The sequence below is a fragment of the Neptunomonas sp. ABH4_499 genome (assembly GCF_056160565.1).
Window position 1 is genome coordinate 50600 of the sequence record NZ_JBSWXK010000015.1, and the last position, 20424, is coordinate 71023.

Here is a 20424-nt window from a genome sequence, read left to right on the forward strand (position 1 = left end):
CGTTTGCTCCTTAACGGGTTAATTCTATGAGCTCTGTATTGGGCTGTATGGGCACACGGATAGTGATGTTGACGCCCACCTTAGGTGTCGATTCGATGTCGCACTCACCGCCTAACAACCGTGCACGCTCTTTAAGGGAGTACATACCCAGCCCCAAATGATGCTTGGCTTCCAATCCAAGACCATTGTCTTGCACCGTCAGAATCAATTGCCGCTTGGCCGAATCCAAACACAAAGACACTCCCACTTGGGTGGCACCAGAGTGTTTAGCCACATTGGTTAGGGCCTCTTGCGCGCAGCGATACAACTGACGATTAGCATCATCGGATAAGCGCGGCAACGCATCACTGCTGTGAAAAGCCACGTCTATGCCGTGGCTCTTTTGCCACTGCTCGATCAGGGTTTTGATGGCCGCTTCAACCGGTAGCTGATCCAAAATAACAGGATGTAGATTTTCGATCAGCCTGCGAAAGCTCTGCTGCATGGACTCGCAATGTTGAACAATGGTGTGCGCCGTCGAGGCCAGTGTTGCCCCTTGGCCTGGTACACTTGCCAACTGCGACATTAAATAGGCTTGGGCACGAATGCCGGTCGCGTACTGCCCAACATCGTCGTGCAGCTCCCGGGCCAAGTGGGCCCGCTCGCCCTCTTGGACCGTCATGATCTTACGGGTTAGGGCTTGGTTACTGTGTTCAGCGTTTTCAAGCGCCATCGCCATGGCATTAAACTCATGTGAAACCGCGTTTAATTCGGGCAATGAGTAATCTTTTAATCGCGCATCCAAGTGCCCTTGCCCAACCGCTTTCATCGCCTGTAAGCACTCGGCGACCGGTTTTAAGCCTTGTCGTACCCCTAACCAAATCGCGCTCATGGTCAGCAACATGGCCAACACAAACAGCGCAACCACCAGTTGAACTGTTTCCCAAATTTCGGAGGCTTCATCGGTGGGGTCGGCTTGCACTCTTAGCTCGCGCCCATCGGGCAGAAAGCGAATCTGGAATTGATCTTCCAGTGCGGCCACTTCTGGAATCCAATCTAAGAACCAGCGCGGCGGGGCGTCTTCATCGCCCTCGTGGCTTTGCGGTTGTGCCTCTAAATGCTCGGGTGCCCACGACTCGTTCACCGTCAGGGACACGTGCCGAGTATGGCCATTTAGGAATGGCTCAAGCAAGTTTGGCGTGTGCTCAATCACAGGTAACATATTGAGCGTAAAGCTCACCCCGGCGGTGACTTCACGCTCAATGTCCTTACCGGCCTGCTTCACCAGCGACAGCACGGTGATGCACAGCGCCATAATAAAGACGCCTGCCACCAGTAGGTTTAAGCGCCAAATGGCATTCACAGCGAAGGCTCGCGTTTAACTTACTTAACGTTAAACGTACCTAGCATGCCCTTCTCTTCTAGGCCTTCTGCGTAAAACTCGTACTCGCCTGGTTTGACCGGAACAAAGTAGATTTCCGCTTCGCCCTCTTGTTCAAACTCAAGCTCCGTCAACGAGATGGCTTTGATCTCCATATCACCCGCTTCGACTTTACGCAGGTAAATGGTTTGGAAAAACTCTGGCGCAACCCACGCGTACTCGGTCATACCGCTGGAGATGATCTTTAATTTGTAAGCCTTACCTGTCTCAAGGTCGTATTGCTTTTGAGACATCGAGAAGAAGTTATCTTCAGTACCGAGCACAAGATCCGGTAGTTTTTCTGGGCGGGTGGTCAGGTCACCTTCGGCAATCGCTTGAGTCGTGCCGAACAACATTGAACCGGTAAGAGCAGAAAGTGCAAAAAGACGTGTCAAACGCATGGGGATTGTCCTGTGTTAATTAGAATTATTCTTATCTCCATGCTAAAGCGCGGTGGTTTTTAAAAAATGCTACTTCGGTATTAATCCTTTTCTACTTTCTTCATATTTCATGCGCTAGGCTTGCTCCATTAAGCTGAAACCACGCAATAACAATAAAACTGAGTACGCTGCCTTATGAATCAGATAAACCTGCGCCATGCACGCACTTGGCTTACCACGGCCGCTACCGTCCTTGCCATCACGGCTAGCGGTTTCGCAAGCCAAGCCATGGCCGAATTAAACATCAACATTGCCTACCTAGGGCAGCCGGTTGATCAAGGCCCGGTGTTATCCAACATACTGCCGACACCTGAAGATGCGGGGCTTAGAGGTGCAGAGCTTGGGATTAAGGACAGCAACACAACCGGGCGCTTCTTAAAGCAAAAGTACCAATTAACCGAAGTGATCGACGAAGATGGCGCTGCACTTATCGAGCACGCCAAGGCCTTATACGCTGATCAATCGATCCGCGCGTTTGTCGTCAACGCACCGGCCAGCACCCTGATGTCGATCAGCCAAGCGCTGCCCGAGGATGTGTTGATCCTAAATGCAGGCAGTAAGGACGATGCGCTTCGTACCGAACTGTGCCCGGCCAACACACTGCATACCTTACCTAGCCGCGCCATGTTGACCGATGCTTTAGGTCAGTGGCTGAAATACCGCCGCTTAACCCGTTGGCTTTTGATCACCGGCCCAACAAACGATGATAAAGCCTACGCCAGCGCACTTAAGCGCGCCGCCAAACGCTACGGCCACAAAATCGTTGCAGAAAAAGATTGGTCGTTTGATACGGACCTGCGCCGCACAGCCCAAAGCGAGATGCCGCTCTTTACCCAGACCGATGAGTACGATGTGGTCGTGGTCGCTGATGAGCGTGGCGACTTTGGCGAATACGTTTTGTACAACACCTGGTACCCACGCCCAGTGGTCGGCACACAAGGCTTAACCCCTGTGACCTGGCACCGTGTTGTCGAGCAGTGGGGCGCCGCGCAGTTACAAAGCCGTTTCGAGAAGCTTTCAGGACGCTGGATGAACGATGAAGATTACGCGGCGTGGGCAGGTGTACGCACTGTATCGGAAGCGGTCTCTCGTACCAACAGCGATGACATTAAAACCCTGAAACACTTTATCGCAAGCGATGAGTTTGAGTTGGCCGGATTCAAAGGGCGCAAGCTGGATTACCGCGCTTGGAGCGGCCAGATGCGCCAGCCTGTTCCGTTGGTGCACCCACGCTCTCTCGTATCGCAATCGCCGCAAGAGGGTTTCCTACACCCTAAATCGGAACTCGATACGCTCGGCTTTGACGCACCCGAAAGCCAATGCAAGATCCTAGAAAGTTTCTAAACTGATCAATAATAAAAACGTCAGTGCTCTGACACACAAACAGGATGCTGTGATGAAACACCGTTTTGTAAAACATGCCCTCGCTCAGGCGCTCTTACTGAGCTCATCCATGGCGTTTGCCGAAGTGGCTTACGTCTCCAACGAAAAGGACAACACCTTATCGGTGATCGACTTGGACACCTTTGAGGTGACCGACACCATCGAGGTGGGCGAGCGACCACGCGGACTGATCCTCTCGCACGATCAATCCAAGATCTACATCTGCGCCTCCGACTCCGACACCGTGCAGGTGATGGATGCAGCCACGCATAAGATCATCAAAAACCTGCCATCGGGTGAAGACCCGGAGCAGTTTGCCCTGCACCCGAACGATCGCCACCTGTACATCGCCAACGAAGACGATGCGATCGCGACCATTGTTGATACCGAAACCGATGAGGTACTGGCTCAAATCGAGGTAGGCGTCGAGCCTGAAGGGATGGCCGTGAGCCATAACGGTAAAATCGCGGTGAACACCAGTGAAACCACCAACATGGTGCACTGGATCAATACTGAAACCATGGAGTTGTTCGACAACACTTTGGTGGATCAGCGTCCGCGCCACGTTGAGTTTAACAAAGATGATTCGATTCTTTGGGCCAGCTCCGAGATCGGTGGTACGGTATCGGTCATCGATGTCAGCACCCGCAAGATCATCCAAAAGATCAGCTTTGAGATCAAAGGCGTGCACCCGGATAAAGTCCAACCCGTTGGTGTTAAGCTGACCGATGATGGCAAATACGCGTTTGTCGCATTGGGGCCATCCAACCACTTGGCGGTGATTGATGCGAAAACCTACGAGGTGATCGATTACATCCTTGTTGGCCGTCGTGTGTGGCACATGGACTTTAACTCGGACGAATCGCTCCTGCTGACCACCAACGGCATCAGTGGTGATGTGACTGTCGTGGATGTCGATAAGATGAAAGCGATTAAAACCATTAAGGTCGGTCGCTACCCTTGGGGCATCGCGGTTAAGTACAAATAAGTTGGCGTAAACACCGAAAGGAGAGCTATGAGCATACGGGTTGATCAGGTTGATTTTCACTATCCAGGCGTACCGAAAAAAGCGCTGGAGGGTATCTCGTTTGATCTACCCGATGCTCAGTTTTGCGCGCTATTAGGCCCTAATGGCGCGGGTAAAACCACGCTCTTCTCATTATTGACCCGTTTGTACTCGCTGCAGAGCGGTGAGATTTCGATCCAAGGGGATGATCTTAAACGGGCACCAGCAAGCGTCATGCAACGCTTGGGGGTTGTGTTTCAGCAAAGCACTTTGGATTTGGATCTGACCGTCGCTCAAAACCTTTATTACCACGCCGCCTTGCACGGTTATTCTCGCCGCGAAGCGCAGCCGGCCATCGAGCGTGAATTAGAACGAATGAGCCTGACCGAGCGCGCAAAAGATAAAGTCCGTGCGCTTAATGGCGGACACCGCCGCCGAGTGGAGATCGCCCGAGCCCTGTTACACACACCCGATGTACTGCTGCTCGATGAGCCATCCACCGGCTTAGACCCGCACTCGCGCGCCTCGTTAAATGAACATGTGCGCTCATTGTGCGAAAGCGACAATCTTACGGTCCTTTGGGCCACACATCTGATCGAAGAGATCCAACCCCAAGACCGTGTGCTATTACTGAACCAAGGCAAGCTGCTCTCAAAAGGCACAGGGGAGGATCTCCTCTCCCTAAGCCAACAAACAACACTGGCTGATGCATTTAAAGCCTTAACCCGCACTCGCCCACCGGAGGCCGCATGACTCAGCCTCTTAAACCTTTAGGGCTTAGTGCCTACGCTCACTGCTTCTTTGGAGTGTTAAGCCGAGAGTACTTGCGCTTTATCCAGCAGCGTACCCGCTTTTTCAGTGCACTGATCCGCCCGCTGTTGTGGCTGGTGGTGTTTGCCGCAGGGTTTCGGGCCGCCTTAGGCATTGCGATCATAGAGCCCTACGAAACCTACATCACTTACGAGGTCTACATCGCCCCTGGGCTGTGTTGCATGATTTTGCTCTTTAACGGGATGCAAAGCTCATTGTCGATGGTCTACGACCGGGAGATGGGCAGCATGCGCGTGCTGTTGATGAGTCCATTACCGCGCTGGTACCTGTTGCTGTGTAAGCTCTTTTCGATCGCCATTGTATCTTTACTGCAGGTATACGCTTTTTTAGCGATCGCGCTGCTGGTGGAGGTAGAGCCGCCCTTAATGGGGTATCTGGCGGTACTCCCTGCTTTGGTGCTCGTGGCCTTAATGCTGGGGGCTATTGGCTTATTTATCTCCTCTAAGATCAAACAATTGGAGAATTTTGCCGGGGTCATGAACTTTGTGATCTTCCCGATGTTTTTCTTATCGTCGGCTCTGTATCCGCTATGGAAGATGCAAGAGGCAAGCGAGTGGCTATATTGGATCTGCTCGGTGAACCCCTTTTCCCATGCTGTTGAGCTGGTGCGCCATGCGCTGTACCTAAAGCTGGATACCGAATCATTGCTGATCACCGCCGCAACAACCTTGGTGTTCTCTTGCTTTGCCGTAACCGGCTTTAAGCCGCAACGCGGTGGTCGCGGCTAAGCCTTATCGGAAGATTCCGCCTCTTTGGCCTCGGCGGCTTTTTGCGCCTCGCGCCATTGGTTCATCTCTTCGTAGTAGGTATCCCACACGCAGGGCTCGCAGGCACTTTCGCAGCAGTCGTATTCACCCGGTGGCGTTGGTTTGTCTTGCATACATCACCTCACAGTTATGCACTTAGTTTAGCAAACCGTATCCAGATACGTCTGTAGGTTGATGGTCGGAGTCACAGCAAAGGTATCGGTGGTCGGAGTAAGGTGGTTGATCCGATCCAACCGGAAGCAGCGGTACTCCCTTCGCAGTTCGCACCAGCTCACCAACATCCACACATTACCTAAAAAGACTAAGCCCAGCGGCCAGATCACCCGTGTGGTTTTATTCGCATCGGGGGTGGTGTAACCGATTTCGACCTTTTGAAAACCCTTGATTGCGGTTCGAAGCGCATCCGAGTGTGGGGACTTTTGCACAGGACTGATCGAGGGCGGCACAATCCACCACGGGGATTCCCACTCTTGATGGTACTGGTATTTATCCGGCAAAACGGCGTGCACTTTTTCAAGCGCGGATTCGGCCGCACGCTCCTGCGTTTCGCCACCAAAGGCTTTTACCATGCGCGCGCCAAGTATCAGGGTTTCGAGTTCATCCAGCGTGAACATCAAAGGCGGTAGCGTGGCGCCTTTCCCCATCAAATAGCCCACTCCGGCCTCCCCTTCTATCGGGACGCCAGAGAGGATTAAGGACTGAATATCTCGGTAAACGGTGCGCACCGATACATTGAGCCTATCGGCCAACTCAGCCGCCGTTATGCGGGTACGGCGGCTGGATAACAGGGTCGTCAGTGTGAGCAGGCGTTCCGTCTTATTCATTGTCCATTGTCTATCTTAACTGCACGCTGTTAATCGCTCTTCTTAGCCGCACTCAGGGCCAATGCTCTCGCTGAGCACAATGCTTTTGGTCACCGTGGTCGACGGTAGATCGATCAGCGCTAAAAAGGACTGACCGGCCTCGCTCTCCATAAAGGGTTGGGAGATCGCCTCTGCACTGGCTTCGTCTCTCCAATAGTACAGATCAATCCATTGGCCTGACGCCTTTTTTATCAAGGATCGGTACATAAACCCAGGCTGAGCTTTCAAAAAGCGATCCAGCGCGGGTTCACACGCGCGCATGTCTTGATCCGTTACACCGGCTTTTGCATCAAACTCGTAAATAGTAACAAAGCTGTTCATTGTGCACTCCTTTAGCCATCCGGCTTTGTGTTAGCGGGTACACCGCGTACCCGATGGCAAAAGAGTAACAATGGGGAGTGTCAGTTTCTGTCAGTAGTGTTATGGCTCGTTAAAGGGTAACGGGGCGCTGGTATCACGGCGCACCTCGAACACATTAAGCGTCATGGCCACCAGCGCGTAGTAACCAAAGATACCTATCAGCTCCACCACGGCCGACTCACCAAAGGCGTTAACGGCATTATCGTAGGTGGCTTGGCTGACTCGGCGTGTTTCATACAACTCGCGACCAATGTGATAAACATATTGCTCGGCCAGCTCCGTAAACTTAGGTGTCTCGCCGCACTTCAGCGCTTCGATAATGTGATCATCCAGCCCCGCCGCCCGTGCGATGGGCTCGTGAATTTGCCACTCCGCTTGGGATTGCCACCACGCGGCGGTCACCAAAATAGCCAACTCTGAGAGCTTTAAGGGCATCTGAGTGTGGTAGCGGCAAAACGCGCCCAGCTCTTGGGCCCGATCAGCGAGATCTGGGCTGTGAATCCACGCCAGAAAAGGCCCATCCAAATTACCGCGCGGGCCACTCAAAATCGCATCCAGCACCCGCTGCTGATCTTGCGTCATCTCATCGCGGGTTAAGTCGGTTAAGCGGGATTTCATACCGCACCTCCGGTCACAGAGTGAATCTCGGTATTGATCGCTTTATCGAGTTTATCCACAAGCTCATCCAAGTGTTTTTCTTCCAAAATAAAAGGCGGTGCCAACAGGATGTGATCTCCCACGCGACCATCGACCGTGCCGCCCATCGGGTAGCACATCAAGCCTTCGGCCATCGCGGCCTTCTTGATCAAGGCATTGAGTTTTAACGATGGCTCAAAAGGTGTTTTATCAGCGCGGTTTTGCACAAGCTCCAAGCCTTGGAATAACCCGCGACCCCGAATATCGCCAATGTAGGGGTGTTCACCAAAGCGGTCGTGCAAGCGGGCCATTAAGGACTTACCCAGCTGGTTTACACGCGCCAATAGTTGACGCTCTTCAATGGTGTGCTGCACCGCTAAGGCCGCAGCGCAAGCGGTCGCATGGCCGATGTAGGTATGACCGTGCTGGAAAAAGCCACTGCCATTAGCAATCGCCTCGTAAATTTTGCCGCTGACCAAGGTCGCGCCAATCGGCTGATAACCCGCCCCAAGGCCTTTCGCAATGGTGGTAAGGTCAGGACTGATCCCCTCTTGCTCGGCCGCGAACAGGGTTCCGGTGCGGCCCATACCGCACATCACCTCATCCAGAATGAGAAGTACGCCGTAACGGTCACACACATTACGTATCTTCTTAAAATACCCATGCACAGGCGGTACTGCGCCGAGTGTTGCCCCCACAACAGGCTCGGCTATGAAGGCCATCACTTCATCCGCGCCAAGGCGAAGAATCTCATCCTCCAGCTCGTTGGCAAGACGCGTCGTAAATGCATCATCGGTTTCGCCTTCGGCTTGTTCCCGATACGCATAACAGGGCGTCAGATGGCTTACGCTTGATAACAGCGGTTCGAACTGCGCCCGTCGCCACAGGTTTCCCCCAGCGGCCAGCGCGCCTAATGTGTTGCCATGATAACTTTGCTTTCTGGCAATCAGATGACGACGCTGCGGCTCACCAATCTCGGTAAAGTACTGACGCGCCAGTTTCAGCGCCGCTTCCACCGCCTCCGAACCGCCCGATACAAAATAGACCGATTCCAGCCCCTTGGACGCGCGCTCAATCAGAAACTCCGCCAGTTGCTCCATAGGCTCGGTCGTAAAGAAGGAGGTATGCGCATAAGCCAAGGTGTCTACCTGATCTTGAATCGCCGCGATCACTGACTGGGCGCTGTGTCCCAAGCAGGACACGGCCGCACCACCGCTGGCATCCAAATAACGGCGGCCTTCGCTGTCGATGATGTACGGGCCATCGCCAGCAACAGCGATTGGGTACGATTGATTTAGGTTGCGATGAAAAACGCGCGACATGGTGGTGTTTCCTTGCTGAACAGCACTGATTGCAAAATTATTTGCCAAATATAGATCATGCAAACCCACTTGCATACCAATAATTGCAAATTTATTTGCATCTATCCTCTTGGGGTTTGATGTGGCAAACTCTTTTGCTTGTTTTTCATCACCTTGCCGGATGTAGCTTATGACCGCACGCAAATTGCCTGTGCCCATCAACCTTGAATCATTACGACAACTGCTGATCGATCTCGAAAGCGGTACCGCACCGATTCGTTTAGGTGCGCAGTCTCGACGGGTACTGGCGTTGATGCTGGAGCAATCGGGTCCGAGCGCACTGGCGTCCATTACCGAGCTTGCCGAACGGTACGACGTAAACCCATCGACCCTGTCCCGTCTTGCGCAGCGATTGGGGTTTAGCGGTTTTGGCGGACTTCAGGAATTGTTTCGAAATGAGCTGACCGATGGCGGTAGCCACTTTTACAGCGACCAAGCCAGCGCGTTAAACGCCACCACCAACCCAGAGCTGGATCTGTTGATGCGCTTAAGCCGCCAAGAGCACAGCAACATCACCGGTATGGTTGAAAACACGGACGGTGCGACGTTTCATCAAGCCACCGAGCTATTAGCACAAGCACCACGGGTTAGGGTCTTTGGGATGCGTCAGTTCTATGCACTGAGTTACTTTTTGGCGTATGGCCTTGGCATGATCCGAAGCGAAGTTGCCCCGTTAAATCCGGGTGCACAAGGCTTAGCCGATGCTTTAAGCCCCCTCGAATCTGGGGATCTATTAGTGGTATCGAGCTGCTTTCCCTATACCTCAAGCGTGATTCGCGCCGCTGAAATCGCCATCGCGCATGGTGTTAAGGTGATCGCACTCACCGATTCGACCACTTCACCACTGGCACGCATTGCGACCCATACCTTTACGGTACCGAGCCAAAGCATTTTTTACAGTAACTCGATGGCGGGCTTTTTTGTCTTAAGCGAGGCATTGTTGAGCGAAACCGCTCGAAAGCTAGGGGATAAGGCGGTGGACTCTCTACGCCGCCGAGAGGCTTTGATCAGCGAGTTAGCACCGCTGAACTAATGTCCTCAGTTTGATAGATAAACACACTGCAGCCAACGCCATAGTGTGTTGATGGACTCTTAATCCGTCGTAGATGCGAAGATCAGTCCTTAGACCACTGACGCAGCACAGTGACGGAACACTCGGCACGTTCCACCACACGGGAGGAGACCGACCCTAAAAGGGCATGATCCAAAAGACCACGATGATGGGCCGCCATGATGATCAGATCCACATCGGTTTCTTTGGCATGCTCAATGATGGTGTCCGCCGCCTGACCTTGCTTCACCGCCAAATCGCACGGCACAACACTTGGCACCGCTTCACTGGCAAATTCCGATAATCGTTGATCAACGGCCTTGTGAGCCTGATCAATCGACGCCTGATCAAAAAAGGACGCCACTAACGGCGAGGTAAAGCCTGGGATCACCGCTAACAAGTGCAGTTTACCCGCTTGGTTATCCAGCTCACGCAGGGCCACTTCAATCGCTTGCAGTGCAAAGCCTGTGTCCTCAAGGTCCACGGGGATCAGAATGTTTTTAAACATGGTCTTTCCTTGGCCGGCCTTTGGCCAGCATCTGCCTCTGATACGCCCAAAGGGCAGGCTTACGCCTGCGCCTTTTGAGCGGCACCTTTTGATTCAGAATCGCGACGACGACGCTGCATCATCACCACAGGTACCAGCAACAACAGAGCCGGAATAAAGATCAGCTCTTTCGGTGGTTGGTCTTGTGGGACTTCAACCGTCTCGATCACTTGGTCGAACATCAAACCGGCTTTCTCGGCAGTGCTGCTAAAGCCCACTGCATCAACCAGCGTTTTGCCATTGCTGTCGTACAGTTCAAGGCCAGCATCGCTGAGACGCTCCTGAGTGGTTGCACCGCTGCCTAACGTCAGCAAGGTCACAAACTCACGCGGGTTGCCGATCTCATCTTCACCGTCGATATGCAAACGCACTTGACTGCCATCTGGAATATCCAGCTCACCTTGCATCAAGGCTGTACCCGAATACGACTGGTATGGCTCAGAGATCATGTCCATCCAGAACCCTGGGCGGAACAAGGAGAAGGCGATCACTAACAGCAAGACGGTTTCGTGAATACGGCTGCGCGCCAAGAAGTAACCTTGAGTTGCCGCTGTAAACAGCAAGATACCGATGGTCGAGATCACAAATACGAAGATCGCATGCCACACATCCACATTAATCAACAACAGATCCGTGTTGAAGATAAACAAGAATGGCAACACCGCCGTACGCAAGCTGTAGAAGAACGCGGTAAAACCGGTACGGATCGGATCACCACCAGATACCGCGGCCGCCGCGAACGACGCCAAGCCCACCGGTGGTGTTACATCGGCCATGATGCCGAAGTAGAACACGAACAAGTGCACAGCGATCAGAGGTACGATTAAGCCCGATTCTTGACCCAAGGTTACAATGACCGGTGCCAACAGGGACGACACCACGATGTAGTTCGCCGTGGTTGGAAGACCCATGCCCAAGATCAAACTCAGGATAGCGGTCAGGATCAGCATCAAGATCATGTTACCGAAGGAAAGTACCTCAACCAGATCCGCCAGTACCGAGCCTACGCCGGTTTGCGAAACCGCACCCACGATGATGCCCGCCGTTGCGGTCGCAATACCGATACCGATCATGTTACGCGCACCGGCAATCAAGCCCTCGATCAACTGATCAAAGCCCTGTTTGATTGGGGTTTTAATGTCGGTTTCGCCACGGAACAGCGCAAACATAGGACGCTGCGTCAGCAAAATCACCACCATCAAGACCGTTGCCCAAAACGCCGACAGACCCGGCGAGAAACGCTCGACCATCAAACACCAGACCAGCACAACGACCGGCAGAATGTAATGAAGGCCCGACTTCACTGTCGGCCCTACTTCGGGTAGTTCAACGACTTCGGAATCTGGATCGTCCAGCTCCAAATCCGGATAGCGGGATGCAAAGCGGATTAAAGCAACGTAGATCACAAACAAGGCCACTGCGATCACAGGGCTTGCCCAATCACCGAGCACCGGTTTTATCCAGCCGATGCCGTAATAGACCGCCATCGCAATGGCAGCCGTCACTAAGAAGCCCAGTAAGATGCCTGCGATGCGCGATAACCAAGGTTTCGCAACACTGCGACGTGGCAGGCCTTGCATACCTTGTTTCAGCGCTTCAAGGTGCACGATGTACACCAGTGCGATGTACGAGATCAGCGCCGGTAAGAAAGCGTGTTTGATGACCTCGACGTAAGAGAGGCCCACGTATTCAACCATCAAGAAGGCTGCTGCCCCCATTACAGGCGGCATGATCTGGCCATTAACCGAGGACGCTACTTCAACCGCGCCCGCTTTTTCAGCCGAGAAACCCACACGTTTCATCATAGGTACTGTGAACGTACCTGTGGTGACCACGTTGGCAATAGAGGAACCTGAGATCAACCCCGTCATACCCGATGACACAACGGCCGCTTTGGCCGGACCACCGCGCATGTGCCCAAGCAGCGAGAACGCCACTTTAATGAAGTAGTTACCAGCACCCGCTTTATCCAGCAGCGCACCAAACAGTACAAACAAGAAAACAAACCCGGTGGATACGCCCAAGGCGATACCAAACACGCCTTCGGTGGTGATCCACTGGTGGTTGACCACTTGCGATAAGTTCGCGCCTTTGTGCGCGATGATGTCCGGCATGTAGGGACCAGCAAAGGTGTAAACCAAGAACACCAACGCCACAATCACCAAAGGCGGCCCTAACGCACGACGCGTTGCTTCCAGCAGTAACACGCCACCGATGCAGGCAACGATCAAATCTTGTGTGATCGGCGCACCTGGGCGGTCGGAAATCGAGGTGTAGAAAATAAACAGATAAGCGGCCGAGAACGCGCCCACCACGGCCAATATCAGATCGATGGCCGGTACCCGATCTTTCGGGGACTTATCAAAGGCTGGATAGGCCATAAAGGCCAAGAAAACCGCAAACGCTAAGTGGATCGAGCGCGCCTCGGTGTCGTTAAACACACCAAAGCTGCCAATCAGTGGCCAATCATAAAACGGTAAAGGGGAGGCGATCCAAAGCTGAAACAGCGACCAGCACAGTGCCGCACCCAGCAATAGTTTTTTTTGCAGTCCAGAGGGAGTTCGCGCACCACTGTCCGTAGCGTCGACCAGTTCCTGCAGGTTCACCTCATCTTGGGATGTCGAATCTTTCGTTGCACCACCAGTCATCGGGCTATCCTAACTTTACAAATTAACGAAAAAAGTCGGAGCGAATCACTCCTAGGCGGGAAGAACAGCGCGGAAAGCGCTGGCAGAACGCCAACGCCTTCCTGAACACGGGGGTGGATATTACATCCAGCCGCGTTCTTTGTAGTAACGAACAGCACCGTCATGCAAAGGAGCAGACAGGTTGTTTTTGATCATATCTTCTGGCTTCAGGTTCGCGAACGCAGGGTGCAGACGCTTGAAGCGATCAAAGTTATCAAATACCGCTTTTACCACTTGGTAGATGGTTTCTTCGTCCGCTTTAGTAGAAGAAACGAAAGTTGCACCTACACCGAAAGTGGTAGTGTCAGCGTCAGTACCTTTGTACATACCACCTGGGATAGTCGCTTTCGCGTAGTACGCGTTGTCGGCAACCAGCTTGTCGATTTCAGCGCCTTCAACAGGCACCATGATGGAATCACAAGATGACGACGCTTCTTGGATAGAACCGTTCGGGTGACCTACGGTGTAGATGATGGCATCCACTTTGTTATCGCACAGTGCTTGAGCCTGCTCAGCTGGCTTCAGCTCAGACGCCAGTTTGAAGTCATCCATTGTCCAGCCTTTGGCTTCCATCACGACTTCCATCGTGCCACGCTGACCGGAACCTGGGTTACCTACGTTAACGCGCTTACCTTTCAGGTCATCAAACGATTTGATGTCGGCATCAGCACGTGCAACCACGGTGAATGGCTCTGGGTGAACAGAGAACACAGCACGCAGATCTTTGTTAGCGCCTTGCTCTTCAAACTTAGACGTACCGTTGTACGCGTGATACTGCCAATCAGACTGAGCAACGCCCATGTCTTGGCTGCCTTCACGGATCGCATTCAAGTTAGCAACCGAACCACCCGTAGACGGTGCAGTACACTTGATACCGTGAGTTTCTTGAGAGCGGTTAACCAAACGACAGATAGACTGACCAACAACGTAATACACGCCTGTTTGGCCGCCCGTACCGATGGTAACGTACGATTGTTCTGCAGCTGATACAGTTTGACCAGCAGACGCCAGCAGCATTCCTGTTGCTAACAGCGGCGCAGTGAAAACTTTTTTCAGATTCATCATGATAGGTATCCCTTGTTCTCTGTCTTCAAATTTTTCTTATAGGTAGTGATCGCCAGCAATCAAAACGTATTGAAAAAGATACAGTTTTAGCCCATTTACGGGTAAATCCTGACTTTTAGATCAATACAGTTGGCAATACTTAGCTCGCAAATATACTTGCAATAATAAGGGGCTGCAACCGTGGTTGCGCCGCGTAAAACACCGGTTTTTGGCCTATGGATAGGTGATCTCGATCCGATCCGAAAACCATCCCCACTCGGTCAGCTGTTTGTACACGGCTATACCCGACGGCAATTCAACGGACAGATGATCGGGCGCTACCCAATTGAGCTTGGGCGCAATCTCATCCGGGTGGCCGTTCACGCCCAGAACATTGCCTGGCTCGTTTTCCAACACGGCGGACGCCTCTAAAATGGATATCTGAGTGCTGAATCCTGTGGTCGCACCGCAGTCATACTGAAATACCACCGCCTTAAAGCGCTGATCCGGCGAGTAAACCGTTTGGTACACTTCACTCCCACACATATCCTTCATCAGGAAGTACCCACCTGTCACCACCGCCGCAGCTACACCTAAAAACAGCGTGATAAACCCCGCAAGCAGTTTTGGCCAAATGTTCATCGCTTATTGGTTCTCGGTATATAAAAAGTCCTTAAGAATACACGGCATATAACACTCCTTGTGATATGTGTATTTGGATGGTTTAAATCGATTTTACGCTAACGAAGATTCCGAATCGTACACCTTACAGAAATCATCGTGGAGTTTACGAACCCGCTCAGCATCGGGGTCGACCCTTTTAGAGCCAAGCTCAACAATAAAGTGGCACGTTGCATAGGCCTGTGACTGCTTTTCGTATCGCTCTACCCATAACGCTCTGCTTTCTAAAAACGTCGGATCAATGGGCCAGATGCCTGGGTTTGGGCGAAGGCGCTCCATATCAATTCGCCAAGGTTTCGGCGTTAAGCGCGCACGGAAGCACTGTTGGTTGCGGCACATCTGAATGTACACTTTGTCGGAGTGTAAGCTTTCTAAAAGCTGTAAGGTTTCGTCACTGGAGGGGTCATAAGTGCGATCCATAAAGAGCACTCGATAGCCCTTCGCTGTTTTATAAACACGTAAGTGACATTCAGGATTCGTCTTCGAAAACTGCTGAAAGCGCTCTATCGCCAGCGCCTCCTCTTTTTCTTGTGCATTTAAAGCGTCTTTAGCAGCCATCAAGGCTTTTGCTTTACCGATACCAAGGCTGACCAACACCACAACAGCCATAATCAACCAAGAGGATAAATACCAACTTGCAGCCGCGCCGATCAGCATCAGAACCAAAAAGGTCCCGAACGCAAAGCTTGCGGGGTAGTGCTCTTGAATATCCACATCGGCAAACATCACATCTGGGGTATTCAAACACAAAGCGCCATACGCATTTCGGGAGATCACATTGTCCCCATGTTGCGAGATCACCTCTTCACGAATGGGAATCCCTTCACCGCCGTTATAGGCGACTTTGTGGTCAACTTTACGCACATCGCCCGTTGCATTTAGGGTAGTAATCGCCTCTTCAAGACGTGATGTCGCATGCTGCTCCGCCTCTTGTTCACTGACATCCGACCAACCAAAACGCTTTAACGTAACGGTGCGGCCATTGACGCTCGCACTGGCTTTACTTTCTGACCAATATTTAGGGACGATCATGACTAAAACCCATTCTCCTTAGGTAATGAAAGGGATCATTAATTGAAGTGATCTGTGCATTCGATTTTTATCGGCCAGTTTTTGACGGTGGCCGTTACTCAATCGGTAAAGAACAGTCCGAGCCCCACTCCGACCACGAGCCATCATAGAGACTGACGTTAGGCCGACCCGCAACCAGTGCTGCCACCAAGATAATGCACCCCGTAATGCCAGACCCGCAGGACAGTACATAAGGTTGTTGAGGGTCGGTACTAAAGGCATCAAACAACTGGCTTAACGCCGCTTTGGATTTGAAGCACTCGCCATCGAGTACCTCGCCAAAGGGCAAATTAACAGAGTGCGGGATATGACCGCTGCGTACCCCCAGCCTAGGCTCTTCAACTAAGCCTTGAAAACGGTTTGCTGCACGTGCATCTGCCACTATGAACGCTTTCGATTCAAGGTTGTTTAAGACAAACTCTGTACTGCGCACAAGGCTCTCTTGGAAGGTATAGCTTGGCGCTAGAGCGTTAGGAATTGGAGTGATCGGATCTTTGGTCGTCTCTTTACCCTCGGCCATCCATTTGGGTAAACCGCCATCCAGAATAAACACGTTTTCGACCCCAAACGTTTTAAAAATCCACCAGATACGCGGCGAAGCGTAAATCCCCTGATCATCGTAGATAACGATGGTTTGACCTGCCAAGATGCCAAGGCGCGTGGCGACGGCATTAAACTGAGCTTCAGTAGGGAACGCATGAACGCTGCTAGAGGTAAGATCGGTTAGATCTTCCTCGATATCTACAACAATAGAGTTGGGGATAAACACCGGCGCATCGTAGAGGATGGGCTCTTTACCGATGATTTTGCCAATAGTTGCTTTGATCACGACCAGATTCGGGTCGTTTTGGTGCTGGTGTAACCAATCGGTAGTGACAAGTGGCGATGTCATTCGGTGCATTCCTTTGGTTGATAACAGTCGAGGGGACACAATACCACTACCCATGGGTCTGATTGCAAAAGCTCGCTTCTGCCTCTGTCCCTTATGAGGAGGTCTTCTGAGCCTTTTTTTCGGTTCTTTCTTTACGCTTGGCTTTTTTACGCTCGTTTTTTTCAGTAACGATCTTGATCGCCTCTTCCTTTGAAAGGTTCGGGTGCTTAGCGACCAGCTCGTTCACTTTTTCATCAAATTTTGTCATGGTTCAACCTCGTTATTGGGCTGCTAGGATAAAGCGTTGGAGGTGCCCTCTCAAGCGTTTCTGATGGGAAGCAGGTTCAAGTATCACTCGGTATAGCGCAAGACGAGCAGATCTCTTGCCATCAGGGTGTTGCGCATCTCGTCGATGAATTCAGAGTCTTCCTCTTTTAGGTATATTTTTGCCAAAAGCGCCAAGATTGAATCTACCTTCTGCGTCTTAAAATCAGGGCCTTTTATGAATGAGAGATAGCTTGCCCCGATCCCAAACAGATGGAGCCCGAATGCTTTTTCTAAGAGCTCTGCCAGTCGGTAGATTTCAAACGGGGAAAGGTCGCAGCTGAAATAGCCATTGGGAAATGAATAGATCGCCTCATAACTGTGTTCAACGGGAACCTTAAGGAGGTAACACTCTTGATCAACGATGGAAAGCAGCTCTTTGTTGGCTTTAATCAACTCTTGTTTGGAAGAGTCATCAAGGTAGAGTAACTTCTTGAAGACATCGCCAAACTGAACGTCAGAAACCCCATGTTTAAAGCCAAGTTTTCGAACGAAAAACCGCTGCTCAAACGTTAGATCATCTCGTAAATAGTCGCCGTCCAACCATGATTGATCTATGCTTTCACTGGAGAGCCACGAACCTTCATCCAAGTCATAGCTCATGATCGCATGCATAGAGGTGTAACAGGCCTGCCCAATATCATCTAACGTCATGATGAACTGAGCGCTTGGATTTTCTTCGCGTAAGGTCTGCACCTTACTTATCAGCTCACTGATATCAGCAAGGTCGTGCACTCGGTAATAACCGCAAAGAAAATCTTCGCAGTAGTCGTTTCTGTACTCTAGCTTCATGGGAGGCCTGCTAATATCCAATCTACTGATTAATCGCTTGTTCCATATAGCTAACGCATTCCGCTACCGGAATGGTAAAAAAGCCTGCATCATCAGAATCGAAGGCCTCTCTCCATATTTGATAACCTTCTTTGTAATCTGGCAGATCATCCGTTTTGGCACTTAACTGCGTCACGCTCGCCTTCAAGGCCGTTGAACTGATGGGCAGATGCGATACGCTCTCGCTGTACCCCGAAGCGGCATGCCGACTTGCAATTCGAAGGCCCTCAATGCTGATATGAATGATCTCATGACCCCTCAATGTATCGATTTGAACAACCGTAAGTTTGGAGCCTGCTTCGTGCTCTCTTGTTTGATAGTGCCAAACCTGCCCAACGGAAAAACCGCTGACCGAAGCCGCTGGCGTCTTAAACAACGAGCCCAAGAATGTGATTAATTTTTTCATAATCCCTTACACAAAAATCAAAAAGTGGGTGGGCCTATCAGTGGGTGCCAAAGCTTCCATTGCTAAGACATCTCCCTAGGTTTTGCGGCTTAATAGTAAAGCTTTCTTGCAGGCAATGTAACACTGCACCTCTGGCTGGGCACTCTACTATGCTAATTGCCCACCTTAGAAACCAGTGCTAACATTTGTACACACACCAATATTGGAGCAAATCATGGCTTGCCGCGAGCTTACCGAGCAGCTTGCCGAACAACAGCGGCAAACCTTATCTCACGAGTCGTGGCTAACGGAACAAGTAAACCTAGCCTTCGAAAAGCTCGACTCAGGGAAGTCTGTTTTTGTAGAGCACCAAATGGCTAAATCTCAAATGGAAGAGCGCAAAGCTAGAGTTCGTAATCGGGGCAGGCAATGATTTAATAGAAAGAAGAGTCACTTAATGATCGCCTTCTATCGGGTTGATGTCGGTGCTATCCGAATTATGCGTGTACTCCACCAGAAAAAAACCCACGAATTAACAAAAGCGAAATTCAGTTAATAAACCCGCATCCAAACATGAATTTTTAATAAAATATCATTTAACCTCAAACCACGGAATAAAGCATTATACTAGCTACCAATACTCACATAAAAACATCAGCAGCCAGCATAAAAGATTCACCTAGCTAATAAGCTTACAATTTCACATTTACAATCTTATCTACACCGGTATTATATTTAATAAAAGATTTATCACCAAAATTTTTAGACCTTCTATTTTCAACACTTTCACTTTGCATTTCAGTTAAAAACCTAACCAAATACATCCCGGGCTCATCTATCTTATAGATATAAGAAATATCATATTTTTCATGTTCACCAACATCTAAAAATGGCAGTGTCATTTTTGTACCCCCCTGATATCTCGAGCCACCTATATACATTGGACTACTATACTCAGGTTCGTTATTTACAAAATTAACTTTAGAAACTAGGATTGCCCGTTCATCAAGCAAAACTCGAACATCTTCATTTCCCATATTTTCCAAAGTAATCTCTATCCCTAAGGCGACAGAAGAGTCATCAAGCTTATACTGCTGCACGGCCATACTAGGCAGGAGACTAGACCGAAGAGCAGTGCTTTGCTGCAATTCGATAACTTGTAAATCAGCAATTCTTTCCTCGTTTTTAACCCATGTTCCATAGACAGCCCAAAATGCAACACAAACAGCAGCCACCATTGCAAAGATTTCTTTTCCGACAGATAACTTTTCAATAAACCTCATTAATACTCCCTAACCAATGAAAACAGAAAAAGATCTAGATCTCACTCAAAAAATCTAATAAAAATCAAGATAATAACATTATAAAAAACACTAAGGCAGCGATCTCATAAATTTACTTGGATTATATTCTTCAAATCCACCATTATTAACTATGGTCGAGTTTCTCATATACTCATCTTTAACAAGGTATACCTTGCTACCGGCCTCTGCACCCAACAGGCCGCCTGCGCCACCACCAACTACACCGCAAGCTAGAAGCCCCCAACCAGAAGTTGCTATCCCAAAAGCAATACACAGGCCAACGCCTAAACCGCCTCCGACGGCACCACCTGCAACACCACCGATTTCTTCATATATAACTTGCTCAAGTTTATCTTCTGGGGCTGTTAGCAAGGTGTAAGCAGTCGCTGAAATAGAGATAACTACAATGGCCCTACCACCGTTTTTAAGAAAGGTTGCCCCTTTAATTGCTGCATCACTAACAGCCTTGTTTGGCTTCACAGCACCTTTCATTAGTCGCCCCTGAAAAAAACGTAACCGTATGATTTATAGTGGTTTATAATGCGGTTCGAATATGGAAAACCCGCTTTTTTTGCCCTTCAG

Annotated in this window: 23 protein-coding genes; 5 read left to right on the top strand and 18 right to left on the bottom strand. The window is 50.7% G+C overall.

From position 1 onward, the window contains the following. Positions 1-10 precede the first annotated feature (10 nt). Together ACXAF9_RS14850 and ACXAF9_RS14855 are read right to left on the bottom strand one after the other, a co-directional pair. Positions 11-1342 (bottom strand): histidine kinase, encoded by a 1332-nt coding sequence (locus ACXAF9_RS14850; RefSeq protein WP_475075474.1) that lies wholly within the window; start codon positions 1340-1342, stop codon positions 11-13. Positions 1343-1362: 20 nt separating this feature from the next. Next, the gene (locus ACXAF9_RS14855; RefSeq protein WP_475075475.1) at positions 1363-1800 is read right to left on the bottom strand and encodes a cupredoxin domain-containing protein; all 438 of its coding nucleotides are present in this window, start codon (positions 1798-1800) and stop codon (positions 1363-1365) included. 174 nt (positions 1801-1974) lie between these two features. Here ACXAF9_RS14855 and ACXAF9_RS14860 point away from each other — a divergent pair, with 174 nt between their 5' ends. The 4 genes from ACXAF9_RS14860 to ACXAF9_RS14875 are packed head-to-tail and all read left to right on the top strand — an operon-like array spanning position 1975 to position 5787. Next, positions 1975-3183, top strand: a complete 1209-nt coding sequence (locus ACXAF9_RS14860; protein ID WP_475075476.1) for an ABC transporter substrate-binding protein — start codon at positions 1975-1977, stop codon at positions 3181-3183. Between the two features lie 52 nt (positions 3184-3235). Further along, entirely contained in the window at positions 3236-4210 is a 975-nt protein-coding gene (locus ACXAF9_RS14865; RefSeq protein ID WP_475075477.1) for a YVTN family beta-propeller repeat protein, read from the top strand. A gap of 27 nt (positions 4211-4237) precedes the next feature. After that, entirely contained in the window at positions 4238-4981 is a 744-nt protein-coding gene (locus ACXAF9_RS14870) for an ABC transporter ATP-binding protein (protein ID WP_475075478.1), read from the top strand. After that, positions 4978-5787 (top strand): ABC transporter permease, encoded by an 810-nt coding sequence (locus ACXAF9_RS14875; RefSeq protein ID WP_475075479.1) that lies wholly within the window; start codon positions 4978-4980, stop codon positions 5785-5787. Before ACXAF9_RS14870 ends, ACXAF9_RS14875 begins: the two co-directional genes overlap by 4 nt. Here the strand turns inward: ACXAF9_RS14875 and ACXAF9_RS14880 are convergent. The 5 genes from ACXAF9_RS14880 to ACXAF9_RS14900 all read right to left on the bottom strand — a co-directional run bounded on the left by ACXAF9_RS14880 (position 5784) and on the right by ACXAF9_RS14900 (position 9007). Then, positions 5784-5939 carry an oxidoreductase-like domain-containing protein gene (locus tag ACXAF9_RS14880; protein ID WP_475075480.1) on the bottom strand — a complete coding sequence of 52 codons (156 nt, stop codon included), beginning with the start codon at positions 5937-5939 and terminating at the stop codon, positions 5784-5786. The genes ACXAF9_RS14875 and ACXAF9_RS14880 overlap by 4 nt on opposite strands. A 27-nt stretch (positions 5940-5966) precedes the next feature. Then, complete coding sequence (locus tag ACXAF9_RS14885; protein WP_475075481.1) at positions 5967-6650, bottom strand: helix-turn-helix transcriptional regulator; 684 nt, start codon at positions 6648-6650, stop codon at positions 5967-5969. Between the two features lie 42 nt (positions 6651-6692). Further along, on the bottom strand, positions 6693-7010 hold the full coding sequence (locus ACXAF9_RS14890) for a hypothetical protein (RefSeq protein ID WP_475075482.1): 318 nt from the start codon (positions 7008-7010) through the stop codon (positions 6693-6695). Between the two features lie 99 nt (positions 7011-7109). Then, a complete protein-coding gene (locus tag ACXAF9_RS14895; protein ID WP_475075483.1) occupies positions 7110-7667 on the bottom strand; it encodes a carboxymuconolactone decarboxylase family protein in 558 nt (185 codons plus the stop codon). After that, on the bottom strand, positions 7664-9007 hold the full coding sequence (locus tag ACXAF9_RS14900) for an aspartate aminotransferase family protein (RefSeq protein WP_475075484.1): 1344 nt from the start codon (positions 9005-9007) through the stop codon (positions 7664-7666). Before ACXAF9_RS14900 ends, ACXAF9_RS14895 begins: the two co-directional genes overlap by 4 nt. 169 nt (positions 9008-9176) lie before the next feature. On the opposite strand from ACXAF9_RS14900, the gene ACXAF9_RS14905 reads away from it, so the two are divergent. Next, complete coding sequence (locus tag ACXAF9_RS14905) at positions 9177-10079, top strand: MurR/RpiR family transcriptional regulator (RefSeq protein ID WP_475075485.1); 903 nt, start codon at positions 9177-9179, stop codon at positions 10077-10079. 82 nt (positions 10080-10161) lie between these two features. Here ACXAF9_RS14905 and ACXAF9_RS14910 read toward each other — a convergent pair whose 3' ends face one another. The 11 genes from ACXAF9_RS14910 to ACXAF9_RS14960 form a co-directional block, all read right to left on the bottom strand. Continuing rightward, positions 10162-10605 (bottom strand): universal stress protein, encoded by a 444-nt coding sequence (locus tag ACXAF9_RS14910; protein WP_475075486.1) that lies wholly within the window; start codon positions 10603-10605, stop codon positions 10162-10164. A 59-nt stretch (positions 10606-10664) separates the two neighbouring features. After that, positions 10665-13292, bottom strand: a complete 2628-nt coding sequence (locus ACXAF9_RS14915) for a TRAP transporter permease (RefSeq protein WP_475075487.1) — start codon at positions 13290-13292, stop codon at positions 10665-10667. A 120-nt stretch (positions 13293-13412) separates the two neighbouring features. Further along, complete coding sequence (locus tag ACXAF9_RS14920; RefSeq protein WP_475075497.1) at positions 13413-14393, bottom strand: TAXI family TRAP transporter solute-binding subunit; 981 nt, start codon at positions 14391-14393, stop codon at positions 13413-13415. 216 nt (positions 14394-14609) lie between these two features. After that, complete coding sequence (locus ACXAF9_RS14925; RefSeq protein WP_475075488.1) at positions 14610-15017, bottom strand: hypothetical protein; 408 nt, start codon at positions 15015-15017, stop codon at positions 14610-14612. Between the two features lie 93 nt (positions 15018-15110). Then, a complete protein-coding gene (locus ACXAF9_RS14930; RefSeq protein ID WP_475075489.1) occupies positions 15111-16088 on the bottom strand; it encodes a hypothetical protein in 978 nt (325 codons plus the stop codon). Positions 16089-16182: 94 nt separating this feature from the next. After that, positions 16183-17019 carry a sulfurtransferase gene (locus ACXAF9_RS14935; protein ID WP_475075490.1) on the bottom strand — a complete coding sequence of 279 codons (837 nt, stop codon included), beginning with the start codon at positions 17017-17019 and terminating at the stop codon, positions 16183-16185. Between the two features lie 91 nt (positions 17020-17110). Then, positions 17111-17266, bottom strand: a complete 156-nt coding sequence (locus ACXAF9_RS14940) for a hypothetical protein (protein WP_475075491.1) — start codon at positions 17264-17266, stop codon at positions 17111-17113. 83 nt (positions 17267-17349) lie between these two features. After that, the gene (locus ACXAF9_RS14945; protein WP_475075492.1) at positions 17350-18114 is read right to left on the bottom strand and encodes a hypothetical protein; all 765 of its coding nucleotides are present in this window, start codon (positions 18112-18114) and stop codon (positions 17350-17352) included. A gap of 22 nt (positions 18115-18136) precedes the next feature. Continuing rightward, the gene (locus tag ACXAF9_RS14950; protein ID WP_475075493.1) at positions 18137-18559 is read right to left on the bottom strand and encodes a hypothetical protein; all 423 of its coding nucleotides are present in this window, start codon (positions 18557-18559) and stop codon (positions 18137-18139) included. A gap of 671 nt (positions 18560-19230) precedes the next feature. After that, entirely contained in the window at positions 19231-19821 is a 591-nt protein-coding gene (locus ACXAF9_RS14955) for a hypothetical protein (RefSeq protein WP_475075494.1), read from the bottom strand. Between the two features lie 90 nt (positions 19822-19911). Then, on the bottom strand, positions 19912-20334 hold the full coding sequence (locus ACXAF9_RS14960; protein ID WP_475075495.1) for a hypothetical protein: 423 nt from the start codon (positions 20332-20334) through the stop codon (positions 19912-19914). Between the last annotated feature and the right edge of the window lie 90 nt (positions 20335-20424).